The organism is Sulfitobacter aestuarii (genome assembly GCF_042685005.1).
Classification (GTDB): Bacteria; Pseudomonadota; Alphaproteobacteria; order Rhodobacterales; family Rhodobacteraceae; genus Sulfitobacter; species Sulfitobacter aestuarii.
Genome location: NZ_JBHUMP010000015.1, coordinates 71630 through 86674 on the forward strand (window position 1 = coordinate 71630; position 15045 = coordinate 86674).

General features: G+C 58.2%; 16 protein-coding genes and 2 pseudogenes. 6 read left to right on the forward strand and 12 right to left on the reverse strand.

What is annotated here, in order from left to right; all coding sequences use genetic code 11:
- Window positions 1-24: 24 nt before the first annotated feature.
- On the reverse strand, window positions 25-297 hold the full coding sequence (locus ACFSUD_RS15460; protein ID WP_386375408.1) for a TFIIB-type zinc ribbon-containing protein: 273 nt from the start codon (window positions 295-297) through the stop codon (window positions 25-27).
- Window positions 298-592: 295 nt separating this feature from the next.
- On the opposite strand from ACFSUD_RS15460, the gene ACFSUD_RS15465 reads away from it, so the two are divergent.
- The gene (locus ACFSUD_RS15465; protein ID WP_386375409.1) at window positions 593-1054 is read left to right on the forward strand and encodes a hypothetical protein; all 462 of its coding nucleotides are present in this window, start codon (window positions 593-595) and stop codon (window positions 1052-1054) included.
- Window positions 1055-1380: 326 nt separating this feature from the next.
- Here the strand turns inward: ACFSUD_RS15465 and ACFSUD_RS15470 are convergent, their stop codons facing one another.
- Window positions 1381-1569: a hypothetical protein gene (locus ACFSUD_RS15470; protein WP_386375410.1), complete on the reverse strand. Its 189-nt coding sequence runs from the start codon at window positions 1567-1569 to the stop codon at window positions 1381-1383.
- A gap of 14 nt (window positions 1570-1583) precedes the next feature.
- Between ACFSUD_RS15470 and ACFSUD_RS15475 the strand changes: the two genes are divergently transcribed.
- A complete protein-coding gene (locus ACFSUD_RS15475; RefSeq protein ID WP_386375411.1) occupies window positions 1584-2021 on the forward strand; it encodes a DUF3299 domain-containing protein in 438 nt (145 codons plus the stop codon).
- 108 nt (window positions 2022-2129) lie between these two features.
- On the opposite strand, the gene ACFSUD_RS15480 is transcribed toward ACFSUD_RS15475, so the two are convergent.
- Window positions 2130-2381, reverse strand: a complete 252-nt coding sequence (locus tag ACFSUD_RS15480; protein ID WP_386375412.1) for a DUF6552 family protein — start codon at window positions 2379-2381, stop codon at window positions 2130-2132.
- Window positions 2371-3075, reverse strand: coding sequence for an SDR family oxidoreductase (locus ACFSUD_RS15485; RefSeq protein ID WP_386375413.1), 705 nt, complete (start codon window positions 3073-3075; stop codon window positions 2371-2373). Before ACFSUD_RS15485 ends, ACFSUD_RS15480 begins: the two co-directional genes overlap by 11 nt.
- Window positions 3076-3173: 98 nt before the next feature.
- Here ACFSUD_RS15485 and ACFSUD_RS15490 point away from each other — a divergent pair, with 98 nt between their 5' ends.
- From ACFSUD_RS15490 to ACFSUD_RS15500, 3 genes are all read left to right on the forward strand, one after another.
- Complete coding sequence (locus ACFSUD_RS15490) at window positions 3174-4052, forward strand: LysR substrate-binding domain-containing protein (RefSeq protein ID WP_386375414.1); 879 nt, start codon at window positions 3174-3176, stop codon at window positions 4050-4052.
- A 332-nt stretch (window positions 4053-4384) separates the two neighbouring features.
- Entirely contained in the window at window positions 4385-5371 is a 987-nt protein-coding gene (locus tag ACFSUD_RS15495) for a polysaccharide pyruvyl transferase family protein (protein WP_386375415.1), read from the forward strand.
- Window positions 5368-6129 carry a hypothetical protein gene (locus ACFSUD_RS15500; RefSeq protein WP_386375416.1) on the forward strand — a complete coding sequence of 254 codons (762 nt, stop codon included), beginning with the start codon at window positions 5368-5370 and terminating at the stop codon, window positions 6127-6129. The genes ACFSUD_RS15495 and ACFSUD_RS15500 overlap by 4 nt, the downstream gene beginning before the upstream one ends.
- 304 nt (window positions 6130-6433) lie before the next feature.
- On the opposite strand, the gene ACFSUD_RS15505 is transcribed toward ACFSUD_RS15500, so the two are convergent.
- The 7 genes and pseudogenes from ACFSUD_RS15505 to ACFSUD_RS15535 form a co-directional block, all read right to left on the reverse strand.
- The gene (locus tag ACFSUD_RS15505; RefSeq protein WP_386375417.1) at window positions 6434-7360 is read right to left on the reverse strand and encodes a nitrate reductase; all 927 of its coding nucleotides are present in this window, start codon (window positions 7358-7360) and stop codon (window positions 6434-6436) included.
- 132 nt (window positions 7361-7492) lie between these two features.
- Window positions 7493-7774 (reverse strand): annotated as a pseudogene (locus tag ACFSUD_RS15510) (integrase core domain-containing protein); the annotation flags it as partial.
- A 100-nt stretch (window positions 7775-7874) separates the two neighbouring features.
- Window positions 7875-8726, reverse strand: a complete 852-nt coding sequence (gene istB, locus ACFSUD_RS15515; protein WP_386375423.1) for an IS21-like element helper ATPase IstB — start codon at window positions 8724-8726, stop codon at window positions 7875-7877.
- A pseudogene (locus ACFSUD_RS15520) lies at window positions 8707-9393 on the reverse strand (Mu transposase domain-containing protein); the annotation flags it as partial. The pseudogene ACFSUD_RS15520 and the gene istB, both read right to left, overlap by 20 nt.
- Window positions 9394-9492: 99 nt before the next feature.
- The gene (locus ACFSUD_RS15525; RefSeq protein ID WP_386375418.1) at window positions 9493-10119 is read right to left on the reverse strand and encodes a glutathione S-transferase family protein; all 627 of its coding nucleotides are present in this window, start codon (window positions 10117-10119) and stop codon (window positions 9493-9495) included.
- 24 nt (window positions 10120-10143) lie between these two features.
- Window positions 10144-11553: a dihydrolipoyl dehydrogenase gene (locus ACFSUD_RS15530; protein WP_386375419.1), complete on the reverse strand. Its 1410-nt coding sequence runs from the start codon at window positions 11551-11553 to the stop codon at window positions 10144-10146.
- Entirely contained in the window at window positions 11553-12941 is a 1389-nt protein-coding gene (locus tag ACFSUD_RS15535; RefSeq protein WP_386375420.1) for an NAD-dependent succinate-semialdehyde dehydrogenase, read from the reverse strand. Before ACFSUD_RS15535 ends, ACFSUD_RS15530 begins: the two co-directional genes overlap by 1 nt.
- Window positions 12942-13147: 206 nt before the next feature.
- On the opposite strand from ACFSUD_RS15535, the gene ACFSUD_RS15540 reads away from it, so the two are divergent.
- On the forward strand, window positions 13148-13612 hold the full coding sequence (locus ACFSUD_RS15540; protein ID WP_386375421.1) for a MarR family winged helix-turn-helix transcriptional regulator: 465 nt from the start codon (window positions 13148-13150) through the stop codon (window positions 13610-13612).
- Between the two features lie 179 nt (window positions 13613-13791).
- On the opposite strand, the gene ACFSUD_RS15545 is transcribed toward ACFSUD_RS15540, so the two are convergent.
- Window positions 13792-15036 carry a hypothetical protein gene (locus ACFSUD_RS15545; RefSeq protein WP_386375422.1) on the reverse strand — a complete coding sequence of 415 codons (1245 nt, stop codon included), beginning with the start codon at window positions 15034-15036 and terminating at the stop codon, window positions 13792-13794.
- Window positions 15037-15045 lie beyond the last annotated feature (9 nt).

Genomic DNA, 15045 nt, shown 5'->3' on the forward strand with positions numbered 1-15045 from the left:
TTCACGGACCGGCGCCGATCAAGGTCAGAAGTCGAACAGATCGCTGAGGAAGCTCTCGCGCCGCTTTTTCTTGTAGGGTTTGCCGCGATAATCGTCGCGATGTGCCGCACGATGATGGTCGTCTTCGTCGTCGTAGCGTTCTTGTGCCCTGGGCGGCGGCGGCGCCACACTGCGTTCGATGATCTTGTCCAACTCTCCCCGATCCAACCAGACGCCGCGGCATTGGGGGCAATAGTCGATCTCAACGCCGGAGCGATCCGTCATCACCAATTGGGTTCCGTCAATGGGGCATTGCATCAGTCAAATCTCCTTGTTTCAGAAACCATCTGGGGATGTCGGCATCGAATGACAAGCGCGTCCCCTCAGATGATCCGTTTTCCGATGGGTTAGGCGAAGTTTTGCGCTGATGTCACACGCCTCGCGCCTCGGCAGCGGACAGCAACCCCTTCAGAAGCAGTGCCGGAAAGCCCACTCGGCCATTTTCCGCGCGTCCGGTCCTGGTTTCATCTTCCCCGGGAACCGCAAAATGCAGCGCGGGTTTAACCTCAGCTGATCAGCGCATCCCGCGCTTGAAGCCAATGGAGGAGAAAACATGAAGTACCTTTCAACCACGCTCGTGGCGACCGGTTTCGTCGCATCATTGGGATCCGCAGCTGTCGCTCAGGACATGGATCCCCAGACAATCACCTGCAGCGATTTCGTTGCGATGGCTGCCGAAGACCAATCTGACGCGCTGACAGCGCTCAAGGACGCGAAAATGGCCGCCGAGTCTTCAGCCGCGACATCCATGGATAGCTCGGCTTCCTCTGACACGGATACCGCCGCGACATCCGATACGACTGCTTCGGATAGCGACACGATGACATCAACCGACACCGATACATCGGCGACTGCCGACACGGATACGTCGGCTTCTGCGGACACCGATACATCGGCCACCGCCGATACGTCCGACACCGGCGACACGATGGCCGATCCGGAAGTCGAAGCTCTGAAAACCGCCTGCGAAGGCAATGATGACGCCCTGGCAATGGACCAGCTGGAGGACAGCTGACGCTTCAGCATTCGTCCGCGAGAGGATCTGCCCCGAGCTCGTTCGGGGCAGATCAGATCGTTATGTTTCGACATTCCCGTTGACGGGTTAGCCGATCCCTCTGCAACTTCTTTCGCAGAACAGGCTGCCCGGATGCCTCTCCGCTGTAATCCGGAACACATTCGTTGCCGAAAGCGAGTGCATCCGCGCCAGTCTCCCGCACGGGCGCTCCGGTGGAGGAATCGTGGCTCGGGTTTCGCCAAGTCAGCCAGATCGATTAAGCACAGATCTCAGCAGATCTTTTGCACCAATACTGGGTACCAGATTTCCAAGACGCACGCAGTCTGTCAGGTGATAATGATACTCAAAAACATGACGTCATCTTCGACGAATGGGCGCGGTGTCCGAAGGCTGTTGGCGGGATGCTCAACGTCGGCGTAACCAAATAGGATCGCTGCCTGAACAAGACGGTTCTCCGAAATATCAAAATGCTTGAGGATGACGGGCGCGTATTCGGCTGGAAAGGCCTGCAACACGCTCGCCAACCCTTTTGCAAGTAGGCCCAAGGCCAGCCGAGCGCAGTATCGACACGGTACCCTGTTCGGAAATCATCGCGGATGGTGATCGCGACGAGCAAACTGACACCTGGAATCCAGTCTACGACGAGAATGGCGTCAATCTGAAAATGGAGCCGGACGGCAAGACGGTGAAGATGCCTGGGTCTATCATTCCGCTTGCCTCGAGCGCAGAAGGAGTGAACGGCTTCATGCTCGTTCCCTACGCGGGTGTCTGTATCCATGTGCCGCCCCCGCTGCCGAACCAGCTCGTTTTCGTGACCACCGAAACACCAAGGCCGAATGCCCGTCTACGGGACGCGGTTTGGGTGATCGAAAACATGGCCGCGCGGCCGCAATCGACTGGGATTGGCGATAGCGGCTATGAAATCGTCGCGAACAAAATAGAGGCTTATCAGCGGCCAAATAACTAGCAAGCCAAAGGCATCGGTCCGCAATGCGTATTTTCATGAAGTCACAATCCACCAATTCCGCCGGGGACCGAAACGCCTGATTTTGTCAGAGATTGCCAGAACCTCAGGTCAGCTGCTGCTCATCCCGGCGAGCATGGCCCCGAGGGCGACGAAGTGAATCAGCATGATCGCTCTGTCGTTCCACAGCACGCCGACGGCGAACCAACCAAGGACGCCGACAAGGAACAGGTAGAGGTTCCACGGCGTCCAGCCAAAGGCCGTTGCTGTGTAGCCCATGATCTGGATGACAGATGCCGCCCACTTGACCTGGAAGGCGATACCCTTCGCCCCTGAGGCAGTTACTGTGATATCAGACGGCACGGGTCAGCCCTCCGTCGATCCTCAGGTTCTGGCCGGTCATGTAGGCGGCCCCTTCGGAGGCCAGCCACGAGATCAGGGACGACACCTCGTCCGCGTGTCCGTAGCGCCCCATCGGGATGCGCAGGCGGCGATCCTCGGTTTCCGGCAGGCTGTCGATGAACCCCGGAAGGACGTTGTTCACGCGGATATTCTCGTCCGCGTATTTGTCGGCGTAAAGCTTCGTGAACGCGGCCAGGCCCGCCCGGAACACCCCAGAGGTCGGGAAAAGCGGATCGGGCTCGAAGGCCGCGAAGGTCGAGATGTTGATGATCGCACCGCCGCCCTGCGCCTGCATGAGTGGCGTGACCAACCGCATTGGCCGGATGACGTTCAGCAGGTAGACCTCCATCCCTGCATGCCAGTCCTCATCCGAAATTTCCAGCACGGGGCCTTTCGGGCCATGACCGGCCGAGTTGACCAGCACATCCACCCGGCCCCAGCGATCCTGCGCGCTTTCCACCAATGCGGCAAGATCGTCCGCCTCTCGGTTCGACCCGGTAACGCCGAAACCGCCCAGCTCCTCGCCAAGCGCCTCGCCCCTGCCGGACGATGACAGGATGCCGACCCGGAACCCATCTGCTGCCAACCGGCGGGCCGCATCGGCCCCCATGCCACTGCCGCCAGCGGTGACCAGTGCTACCTTTTCTACTGACATCGTATGCTCCATCGTTGTTCTGGGTCTTATTTTAGAATGCCACGATGGTTTTTCGCGCCAGAATTGACGTTGCGTGATAGTAGGAATACTATTCCATCATGTCCCCACTTCCGTCCCTCAATGGATTGCGTGCTTTTGAAGCGGCAGGCCGTCATCTCAACTTCCGGGCAGCCGCCGATGAGATGGGGGTGACGCAGGGGGCAGTCGCGCAGCAGGTGCGCCAGCTCGAAGCGCATCTGGGAATGCCGCTGTTCGACAGGTTGCCGAAAGGGCTGGCGTTCACTACGACCGGACGCGGCTATCACGCCCGTGTCACCACGGCCTTCGACGAACTGCGCGCCGCCACCGAAACCCTACGCCCGGAACCGGACAAGGTGCTGGTTAGCGTGACCCCGACCTTCGCCGCGAAGTGGCTGATCCCGAACCTGCCGGATTTCTCGGCCGCATGCCCGAATGCCGATCTGCGTATCCTCGCTACCGAAAGAATGTCCAGTTTTCACGGGGACGGGATCGATCTGGCCATCCGCCAAGGCAAACCGCCCTTCGGCGCGGCATTGAAGGTCGTACGACTTTTCCGGCAGGAGGTCATCGCGGTCGCGGCCCCCTCGCTGGTTGCCGGTCACCGCTTGCCGATCGACCCGGAAGCGCTGTCGCACCTGCCGAAACTGCATGATGCACATGATCTTTGGCCCGCATTTCTCAAGCAGCTCAACGTCGCGGATCGGAGCAGGCATGGCCTGCGGTTGAGCCAGACGGCTCTGGCGCTTGACGCCGCCCTATCAGGCCAGGGCGCGGCCCTCGTCAGCAGCTTTCTCGTGCGTCACGACATCGCTGAAAAGCGCCTCGTGCAAATCCACCCCGCGGCCCTCTCAGGAGAGCAGGATTTCTACTTGCTGGCAGAGCGCGGGCCGAGGCGCGGGCCGTCGACTCAGGCCGCGTTCGATTGGTTCGCCTCGAAAGCTGAAGCCGAAGCTTGAGTTCGTGTCTTCGCAGTGGGCAGGACTTTCGCCCAAGAAACGTCTGAGAGACGAACGATTTCAAGGCTTCGGTGAGTGTGCTCAGATTTCCGCCCCCCGGACCGCTACTCCGAATACGCAATTGGTTCGGTAGTCGCGGCTGGTCAGGGTAGTGTTTACCTTCCCCTCGTGCCCCGCCTCGCGCAGCGCCCCGGGGCGCGACTGTGGTGTCTGCACCGCTGCGGATGAGCCCTGAAAAGCCCTTGCAAGCGGATTGTCGCGTGAATCCTTGGATGTAAGGCGTTGCGATGGCCAAGTGGATGCGTCAAACAGCATGGGCAAAGGAGAGCAGAATGCTAACGGTCGGCATTTTCAACGATACTTCCGTCACGGGGCATTACGGCTGCACCGCAGTGATGGATACGCTTATCCGCGAACTGGCGGTCAGAGACGTGAAACCCGCATATCTCTGGCCAGTAGCCGAAGACTGGCACGGACATCTTGCACGGCTCGAGAAGTTTCGTCCGGACATGATCATCGTCAACGGCGAAGGTACCATCCATCATTCGCTCGAGCGCAAGCGGACCCGTGACCTGCTCGACATCGCGCCCTATGCACGCGACCGGGGACTGCCAGCGCATCTGATCAATGCATCGATCGCGGATCTCGACCCGTTGGCTCTTGATGCGCTCCGGGGCTTCACCAGCATCCACGTTCGCGAGTCCGAGAGCCTAGATTATCTGGCCGCCAATGGCATCAGCGCCCGTTTGGCGCCCGACCTGTCGCTCGGCCTCTCACCCCCAAACGCGCCGCCGACACGATCCGGCGTTATGGTCACGGACAGCGTATTGAAGGAGTCGGCGCAAAGCCTGCGGTTGTTCGCGGCCGAGGCCGGCGCACGACACGAAAGGATGAAACCCCGTACAACGGTCCGGGAATTCTTCTACAAGCGCGGCAGACGCCTGCTCCGCCGGGGGCCTCTGATCCGGCATTGGCGACCTCGTTCGGACCCCCGCGCATTTGCGCAGCGCCTGTCGGCGAGCGAGCTTATCGTGACAGGCAGGTTCCACAGCGTCCTTCTGGCCATACTTACAGATACGCCTTTCCTTGCTGTCGCCTCGAATACCCGCAAGATTGAGGCGGTCCTGACGGATGTATTCGGCAATACCGAGCGGCTCGTGACACCGGCGGCTCTGGAAGATCCAGAATTCACGCGAAGCCTGCACAACATCTCCCCCTTTTCAGATGCCGAGCGAGTGGCCCTTGCACGCTATCGCACGTCGGCCACTGCAGCCCATCAGAAGATGTTCGACACTTTGGTGGAGACTCACCCCCGGTGAACTGGCTGAATTCCTTAGAACGCTCGAAGCGATCCATGCGAGACCGCATTTTGCTGGCGCCTTGGATGCCCGGGCGTCCAGATATTCTGGAACCGCAGGAATACGCCGATCGCCGCGTTATTGTCATTGGCCCGGCGGAGACGCTTGCTGATGATCTCAATGGCACAGAGGTGGACGAATTCGATGTCGTCGTCCGCTTGAACAACGGGATCAGCCTTGCCGCTTCCCGCCCGGAGCTGTTCGGACAGCGCACCGACCTGCTGTTTCACAACCTGCGCGAAACCGGACATCGTAGCGCCGGAGAAATTCCGGGAGAGTTCCTGATGCGGCACGGTGTCGACACCGTGGTTTTTCCCCATTGGGGGCGCAAGCAATATTGGAAGAAGCGCGCTTCACTTCAACGGGAAGGCGGACCGCCCCTGAAGATCCTGCCCATTGAGATGATGCAAGGGCTGCGGGAGGATTTGTCTGACCGCAAGCCAACGATCGGCCTCTGCGCCATAATGTTCTTTCTGGCCAGTCCGGTCAGCGAGCTGGCCATCCATGGTTTCACCTTCTTCGAGACACGCTATGCGCCAGGTTACAACGATGCCATCAGGACTGCGGGAGATGCACAGACTTGGGTGGACGCACGGGGCGCACATGATCCTCTTTCAGAGAAGAATCTCCTGCGCGCGCGGCTGGCCAAGCCCGACATACCCCTGGTGACGCTCGGACGAAACACGCGCCGGTATCTCGAGGCAGGGCCAGCTATCTGAAGAGCCGTGCGTCCGTAGTAGATTATAACAGATTCGAGTTATCCCCATATTTTCAGGGTGCAGGTAGTCTCGAAAATAGGGAAGGGTGGATTGCGGTCGGCTGTCCGTATCGGACATAAGAATTAAGGCAATCTCTAAGCGGTTTCCTGTATGTGAACACGGCAATCAGAACAGACCTACTATCCAACTATATTCCTTCAGTTTTGTCTGACAAAATATTGTGTCATCTAATCGCTTCGCTACACTTCATGACGAGTCATCGGACGCCGACGTCATATCGCGCTCTTATGTAACTATTACGGGATCAGGTTGAGGCATAGTAACGCTCCAACCCTGAAAGCACCAGGGCACAGTCGCTTTCAGACATGACATCGAGGCTTTGCACACAGAACGATGCATATGCGCCGGAGTTCAGCCTCTTCATGACGTCCGCCAACGCTTCGCCACTGGGACGTCCAGGCCGGATGTAGCCGACGTCAGTCGCGGGCGCCACCTTTGCTCCATTCGCAATCTCAAGATGGTTGGACAGCCCGGTCGGAGAGATCTGCTCAGCCGATCTGAACCTGTGACCGGCCTGCCGCCGCAGGGCCTCTGGATCTTGCTCATAGAACCGCGCAAGGGTGTCGCGGTGCATCGGATGTGGTTGGTGTTCCGCCAGAAAATAAACCGATGTTGAACCTGCCAGCCGCGCAGCCGCCCGTTGCGCGGCACCATAACCGGGGCGGTCGCGGCCAATCCAGCGTTTCAGCTTCGCCATCATGGGATTCGGAAAGCGCCGCATTCTGCCACGCAAAACTGCCCGGTCACCCTCGAAAAAATAAGTCTCATCCAGCGGGCGACCGATGAAGATATCGTCATTCAAATAGATAAATCTGGGCGCGAGATCCGGTATCCTATGGATCATGGTTTCGATCGATCGTGAGGAGAAGACTGGCAGCAAATCGGCATGCTCGCCATAAATACTGCGGTGATTGACCACTCGAATGCGATCCCGGTATGCAGGATCATTGATGATGGGCCGCAGGATTGTGGGATACTGATCGTCCGTAACAATATGGATGCGATCGATAAACGGACAAAATTGCAAGATCGACAGAACGGCGAAGCGGATTTCGCCGGAGCTCGCAAAGCGGGTGGAAGCGACTGCGTCGAAATGAATGTCAGCGCCATTCTGATAGCGAAGACGCTTCGCCCGGTGAATGGGATCGGCCCCGTCGACCCAAGTTATCACGGCATCGATAATAGCTACCTCCTTAGGATCAACTTGGCCAAGGGCCGTGTATAAACCATTAGTTTCTGCCGCAAGCAGAACATTTTACCCGTCGAGGGGCGCGATACGGGGCGAGCTGCTTGCCGACACATACTAGGTGTTCAGTCCCGGCATCTGGTGGATCGAATCGATGAAGAATCTGTCTGGCTCTGAAGTCCAGATCTTGCAGATGTATTCGTATTGCGTGAGGTCGCTCAGTGTCTTGAGCCTGCGCGCGAAGTTGTAAGCAGCCATGAAGTCGGCGAGATGCGTGCGCAGCTGATCATGGTTGTCATAGTGGTATCGCTTCACTGTCGCCTCCTTGATCGTACGGTTCATCCGCTCCACCTGGCCGTTGGTCCACGGGTGATTTGGCTTCGTGAGGCGATGTTGTATGCCGTTCGCTTCACAAACCATGTCATGTCAACGCCGACTGAACTTTCCCCAGTGCCGAAGTAAAATTCCCCACTTTGGCGGGTCCGGTAATCAGCCGGGATCAGGGATTGGCGACCTCGTTCTTGGGTGGGCGAGCGCGGCGCTTCTGCGGCGGTGGCGGTGTGATGCGGGCGTTGGCGCGGACATGCTCCGGGATGAGGTCTGCGTGGGCGCGTAACCTGTAGCTGGCACCCTCGATCTGGACGACGACGGCGTGGTGCAGCAGCCGGTCCAGCAGCGCGGTGGCGACGACAGGATCGCCGAAGACCTCGCCCCACTCGGCAAAGCCCCGGTTTGAGGTCAAGATCATGGCGCCTTTCTCGTAACGGGCGTTCACGAGCTGGAAGAATAGGTTGGCGCCGCCCCGACTGATCGGCAAGTACCCGATTTCGTCAACGATCAGCAGCGAGGCGCGCGCGTAGAAGCGGATTTTCTCGGCGAGCTGGCCCTGACGCTCGGCCTTGGCGAGGGCGTCGATCAAATCGGCCAACGAGGCGCGATAGACCTGACGGCCGGCTTTCACCGCAGCGACGCCGAGCGCGGTGGCAAGATGGCTTTTCCCGGTTCCCGGTGGCCCAAGGAAGTGAACGACCTCGGCGCGCCGGACGAAGTCGAGCTGGGCGAGCGCTGCGATGCGTTCGCGGTCCAGAGACGGCTGGAAGCTGAAGTCGAAGCTCTCCAGCGTCTTGATCGGCAGGAGCTTCGAGGTGCGCAACGCCACGTCAATCCTGCGGGTCTCGCGCGTCGCGTATTCTTCGCTCAGCAGCGCATCGATTGCTTCGATGGCGGTGATCTCGCCGTTTTCGAGCCGCTGAATGGTATGATCCAGCGCCTCTACGCACGGGGCATCTTCAGCCCGACCAGCGCGCCGCGGATTCTGTCGAGAAGTATGGTCATGAGCGCGCTCCTTCAGCTGCGAGGCGTTTGCTCACAGCGTCGTAGAAGGACAAAGGTCGAAGAGGCACACCCGGCGTTTGAGGGACGGGCCGAAGCGCCGGTGGTGCCTTGCGATGGGCGGGATCGACCCGGCGCAGGTTCTTTCCTTCGAGAACCGAGTGCCGGGCGATCAGCGCGCCCTCCTCGAAGATCCGAACCTCGTGCGTGTGGTTTTGGACCTCCACGATGCGCTTCCGGGTCGTATCCGGAACGCTGTAGTAATTGCCGTCGACCGAGACCATGCCCTCATGGCTGACCCGCCGCTCGACGGTTAGCACGGCGCTGTAGGGGATTGCCGGAAGTGTCGTCAGGCGCGACTGTTCCTCGGCGAAGGCTTCGTTGACGACACGCCGGGTCGTTGCATGAACCCGCGGGTTTGCGATGCCTGTCCGCCATCTGTCGAACTGGGCGTTCAGATCATCAAGGTTCTGGAAGGTCCGTGCCAGGAAAAAGTCCTGGCGGATGTAGCGGAAGGGACGTTCAACCTTGCCCTTCGTCTTGGCCCGATACGGCCGACAGGCCCGTGGCACCGCGCCATAATGGTTCAGCAGCGCCACGAGCGAAGCGTTGTAGGTAATCACACCGGCCTCGTCCTCGCCGATCACCGCAGTCTTCATCCGGTCATAGGCCAGCCGCTCCGGCGCGGCTGGCTGTTTCCACTGGATTGCCTCGAAGCAACAAGGTTCCCGTCGCGAAAGACTTGGGGATCTTTGGAACACAGTCGACCACGATGCCGCAGATGTTCAGATAGCCGGCGGGGTCATCGGTCCCGTCTTAGAAACTGCGGCGCGCAAGCCCGGCTGGTCTTTTATCCGCTGCCAGTAAGCCGCAAGGATGGGGCGATTTTCAAGTTGTCCGGTCAGCTCCAGCAGCGAGAGCATGTAGGACATTTGAATGTCAGCCAACATCGGTGCGTCGCCCATTAGGTACGGGCGGTCAGACAGCCGGTCCTCAATGTGGTCGAGATTATTGGCAAGCTCGGCTTTCATCCTTGGTTCTTCCGGCACCTCTTCTTTGTCGGCCATCGTATCAAATACCGCCGACAGTATCGGCATGGCAGCTGAGCTTTCGGCATAATCCAGCCATTCGGAATGCTCGAAGTAGGCTTGGGTTCCGGGTTCGGGTTGGAAGCGATTATCGCCATAGGTAGCATCAACATAGCGCAGGATCGTCGAGGATTCCGCGAGAACGAGGCCATCATCCTCAATCACCGGTGATTTTCCAAGGGGGTGAACCGCCTTTAGCGAGTCCGGCGCCCCGAATTTCTCGGTGCGGTCATAGAGGACAAGCTCATGCGGCGTGTCCAGTTCCTGAAGAAGCCATTCGACGCGGATCGCGCGCGAATAGGCAAGGCAGTGCAGTTTAAGCATGGTAAGTCCTTATTGATTTAAAGTTCAGGCGCCCGGTGGGTCGTCGGATGCGCGTCCGCTTGGCAGGGGCGCCGACGTGGCGGCACAGATTTCGCGAAGCGCCGATTTCAGTCCTTCTTCGAGGGTTGGATGATAGAACGGCATGTCCAGAAGGTCGCTCGCCGTCTCGCCACGTTGAATCGCGTGGACGAGCAAATGTGCCATGTGGTCAGCACCGGGGCAGAATAGCTCGGCCCCGGTCAGGCGCCCATGGGGTGCCGCTGCATAAAGACGCACAAGACCCTTGGCGCGCGCGTCGACCTTGGCGCGGCCTTGATCTGCATAGGAGGCGCAGCCGGTGAGCGCGTGTTCACCAGCACTCTCACCGAGTATGGCAAGGGGAGGATCGGTAAAGGTCAGCGCGAAAGCCACGGTGCGGGGGTGGGCCTCTACACTTGGATAGGAAGCAGCATTGTGTCCGGCCACGCTGCCCTCGTTGCTTGCCTCGTGTAGCACAGCCGCATTGGCGTTCGCATCACCGGCTATGAAAATGGGGGCGTCGCCGCATTGCATTGTGGTGCGGTCAAATACCGGCACACCATGCTCGTCAAGCTCCAGACCAGCCGTGTCAAGTCCGAGACCTTCAAACGCTGGTGGACGGCCAGTCGCGACGAGAACGCGGTCGAATTCTCGCCTGCCGCTAGAGGCACCGGACCATGACAGCTGCACGCGATCGTTTGATTTTTTTACGGCGATATCTACGCCAAGGTGGAGCGGAAGCTCCTGTCCGATGATCTCGACAATTGCGGCCTGCACGTCCGAATCCCGCGCTCCGCCAAGGGTGTCTTCATGATCAAAAAGAACCGTGTCGACACCAAGTCGAGACATAGCTTGCGCCAATTCCAGCCCGATCGCGCCGCCCCCGACCACCGCGAGAGAGGCAGGCAAATCCTGCATTTCGAATACGCTCTCGTTGGTGAGGACATAGTCGCCAATACCTTTGAACGGCTTGGGAATGCTGGCATAGGAGCCGGTCGCGATCACGATTGACTTGGCGCTTACAGTGTCGCCGTTGTCGAGGGACAGCGCGTTCTGATTTGCGAAACGCGCACGTGCTGTTATGCAGGTGCCGGCCGGCAAATCTTCGAATGATGCACGCGTTGCCGCCACAAATTCATCGCGCTCCCGCCGAACGCGCTCTAGCGCCCCCCGTCCATCGATCGCGACGTTTTCTACTTGCACGCCGAACACCCCCGCGCCGCGGGCGTGATATGCTGCGTTTGCCGCAGCGATAAGAAGCTTTGAAGGCATACAGCCCGTGCTTGCACACAGTGTGCCACGAAAGGCCTCATCAATCAGGAGCGTGCGCGCGCCGTCCTGACGCGCGCTGCGCTCGGCCGCGAGGCCGGCAGTGCCGGCCCCGATGATGGCGACATCGGTCTCATGATGCGCCATTACTTGGCCTCATAATCCATCACATAGATCGACTTGGCGTTGACGAATTCCTTCATGCCAAAGCCGCCATGCTCGCGTCCGTAGCCGGAATTCTTCACGCCACCGAACGGCATATTGGGGATCGCGATGTTAAACCCATTGAGCGTAATCATACCGGTGTCGAACTGCTCACCCGCAAGCTTGCGTGCGTGTGCTTCGTCGCGGCTGAAGATACCACCACCAAGGCCATAGCGACTGTCGTTGGCGATACGCATTGCATCCTCATCGTCCTCGGCTCGGATGACCGATGCGACAGGGCCGAACAGCTCATCGTCATAGGCAGGCTGGCCGGGCTTCACGTCGACCAGCACGGTCGCGGGATAATAGGCACCTTTTCGGTCAGGCGTTTTACCCCCGACGACGGCACGTGCGCCTTTTTCGATGCTTTCCTCCACCTGCTGAGCAAGCTTGTCGCGCAGATCATCGCGCGCCATTGGTCCGAGGGCGGTCTTGGGGTCCGTCGGATCGCCTAGTTCGACAGCTTTCATCTTTTGGGTATAGCCCTCGACAAATGCATCGTAATTTTTCGCCGTGACGATAAAGCGCTTGCCGTTCACACAGGTCTGACCGTTGTTGTAGATCCGCGCCGTAACACAGGCATCCACCGCGAGATCGATATCGGCATCGTCCAGAACAATGTATGCGTCGTTCGATCCAAGTTCGAGTACGGTCTTCTTAAGTTGCTCAGCCGCTTTCCGTGCGACGGTACGGCCAGCAGTATCGCTGCCGGTCAAGGTCACGCCGCGCACCAGATCATTCTCGATGATCAGATCAGACTGTTCGTGGTCAATCAGGAGAACCGTAAAGAGGTTCTTCGGAAGACCTGCGCGTTCCATCAGATCCCGCAGGAAAAGGCCCGACCCGGTACAGTTTTCGGCGTGCTTTAGAAGAACCCCGTTGCCAGCCATCAAGTTCGAGATAGCGTAGCGCACCACCTGATAGCAGGGAAAGTTCCACGGCTGGATACCGTATATGACACCCAGTGGTGCAAAGTGGATGACGCCCGTGCCGCCGGGAATGTCGCGCTCTTCGTCTGCCAGCGCATCAGGTCCCTTATCGGCGGTAAATTTGCAGATCTGTACGCACAGATCGATCTCGTCGCGGCTGTCCCCGATCAGCTTGCCGACTTCGCGGGTCATGAGCTGGGCAAAATCTTCCTTGCTGTTCGTCAGTTCCTCGCCAATCGCACGAATGTTCTCAGCGCGGTCCTTGGTCGACTTCTGCCGCCAGTCGAGGAAAGCGCTATGGCATTCGCGGACAGCGTTCTGCGCCTCGTCGTTGGTCATGAAGCTATAGGTTTCGAGAGTTTCTTCTGTCGCTGGATTGATGGTGGTTATCTGGCCAGTCATGAATGTCTCCGCACTGATTGCTATTGAATTCCATGGAGACAACGTTTCCCGCCCGCCTTGGTTCCTTGCGTGCAATTATATTGTGTGCAAGCATTATGACCTGCCGATTGAAACCTCTAAGAGGTTCGATCCTGTTTTGGTAAAAGCGATCCATGATGAACCGCATGAGACAAGAGGTGACGAAGTTGAGCAGGACTGCGGAAGAGATGAACGATCTTGCACTGGACATGCAGCTTTGTTTTCCGCTCTATGCGGCGTCAAACCTTCTTACGCGTCGCTACCGGTCGGTCCTAGAACCGCTGGAGCTGACCTACCCACAGTATCTCGTGATGCTGGTCTTGTGGGAAAGCGCTCCACAAAGCATCGGCGGCATCGGTGAAAAACTTCATCTAGACAGCGGAACGCTGACACCGCTTATAAAGCGGCTCGTCGCAAACGGTCTCGTCAGCCGGAATCGCGATCAAGCCGATGATCGACGTGTGCTGGTCTCGCTGACTGAAAAGGGGCAAGCGCTCCGGACGGCTGCGGCAAATATTCCGCGTTCCTTTGTCGAAGAATTGCAGATCGATCAGGATGAACTCAAGCACCTTCGCGATGCGCTGAAGCGTTTCGTGCAGGGCCTGACGGTGCGGGCCAATCAGATCGGCGACGGCAAAGATAGCAAGTCCTGAAATATACAGATCGAAGCGGACCGGCGCACAGTTTGGGACTGAACACCACCAGTTTGCGTCGGGACATTTGTCATATTGGTCCTGGGATTGAACATTCCCAAGGTTGGCAATGCAATTACGAACCTACGCTTTCAAACTCGCAAAACAGAGAACGTATACTCAGTGGGAAGGGAACGTAATTAGTCGGTGGCGTCATCAAGAAAGCCCAGCCGGTTCAAGACACCTGTAGCCCATCGGCTTGCATCTTCACCAAAACAGTTGTCAAGCGAGTCCACCGCCACAACGCTTCCAAGTGCCAAGCGTCCCAGGAAGCATAACCCCACCAACGGTTCGCCCTGCCCGTCCACCAAACGCCCAACGGCAGCCGTCTTAGCTCCAAACCCTTCCGATACTGGTCGCAGAAGTTGCTGTGATATTAAATCGCACACCAACACATCAACGATTTTCAATAGATCGGACGATGGCAGAACAGCATTGATCATTACCGAGGCCGAGGCGATTTTCCCATCAGTGTTCAATTTCCATCCAGCATCCGTCAACTCAATTTTCGGATCAGTGGCAAATGAAAGGTCAAGGATACCAGCGTTAACCAACGTGAGCATTTCGCGAGCAGACGATACAGGTGGCCCGTAGGAATATCGCTTTATCCCATCGTCAAAATTTGCTATCGCTACGGCTGTGTCCACTTCGACCTCGGCAAGGTTAAAACCGGAACGGAACCTGTCCTGCAATTTTCGCCAGATCTGCCCGATTGCATAGCCGAGTGTCGGCATGCGAGACCCATCGGCAAATCCGATGCCTAAAATGAGTGTTTCAAGGGAACTCTCCGTTTCCTGCGATCCGGGTGAGGCCCATTCTGTTTCCAACCATTCGATGATATCCCGAGTGTTGGCCGGTGTTTCTAGGCGTCTCATTACGCGATCAACAGCGGGGACCAGAGCGGCAGTGATAAGTTTGGCCGCAGTTTTCGGATCGGTATCGACCGCCCGATCAAGTGCGTCTGAGAATGCCTCGAATTCGTATGGCAAGAGATCAAACAGTGCGTCGATGCTCTCGGTTTCCGGTTTTGGAAACGGTGGTTTGCCGTCCAGCGAAAAAGGAATGATCTTTCTCGGTTCGCGCCCAGAAGCGCTGTAACCATGACTGTGAAAGCATCCGCCCTGAGCAGTTGTAAGAGCGCGAATGACGTCGAAGACAGACAAGCCTAGACCACGAATAGCGGCTGTTTTACCACGCCATTCGCCCGTTTGTTCAACCAAATATTTTGTGGGATAGGCATTTGCCAAATGGACATTCGCCTGGTGTGCATGAACCGTCCACTTGGCGAACTGCTCATCAGGTTCGGTCTTTGTTGCCGAGAAACGCGCGAAAGTTGGTGATGCCCTGAAGGGCGGCATATCATGGCGGTGTTCAGACGCCGTCAATTCTCAATC

Bases quoted from the DNA above. Each gene is read 5' to 3' on its own strand.
- ACFSUD_RS15540 (WP_386375421.1), top strand. From the start codon at position 13,148: ATGAACGATCTTGCACTGGACATGCAGCTTTGTTTTCCGCTCTATGCG.
- ACFSUD_RS15460 (WP_386375408.1), bottom strand. From the start codon at position 297: ATGCAATGCCCCATTGACGGAACCCAATTGGTGATGACGGATCGCTCC.
- ACFSUD_RS15530 (WP_386375419.1), bottom strand. From the start codon at position 11,553: ATGGCGCATCATGAGACCGATGTCGCCATCATCGGGGCCGGCACTGCC.
- ACFSUD_RS15490 (WP_386375414.1), top strand. From the start codon at position 3,174: ATGTCCCCACTTCCGTCCCTCAATGGATTGCGTGCTTTTGAAGCGGCA.
- ACFSUD_RS15535 (WP_386375420.1), bottom strand. From the start codon at position 12,941: ATGACTGGCCAGATAACCACCATCAATCCAGCGACAGAAGAAACTCTC.
- ACFSUD_RS15525 (WP_386375418.1), bottom strand. From the start codon at position 10,119: ATGCTTAAACTGCACTGCCTTGCCTATTCGCGCGCGATCCGCGTCGAA.
- ACFSUD_RS15485 (WP_386375413.1), bottom strand. From the start codon at position 3,075: ATGTCAGTAGAAAAGGTAGCACTGGTCACCGCTGGCGGCAGTGGCATG.
- ACFSUD_RS15495 (WP_386375415.1), top strand. From the start codon at position 4,385: ATGCTAACGGTCGGCATTTTCAACGATACTTCCGTCACGGGGCATTAC.
- ACFSUD_RS15465 (WP_386375409.1), top strand. From the start codon at position 593: ATGAAGTACCTTTCAACCACGCTCGTGGCGACCGGTTTCGTCGCATCA.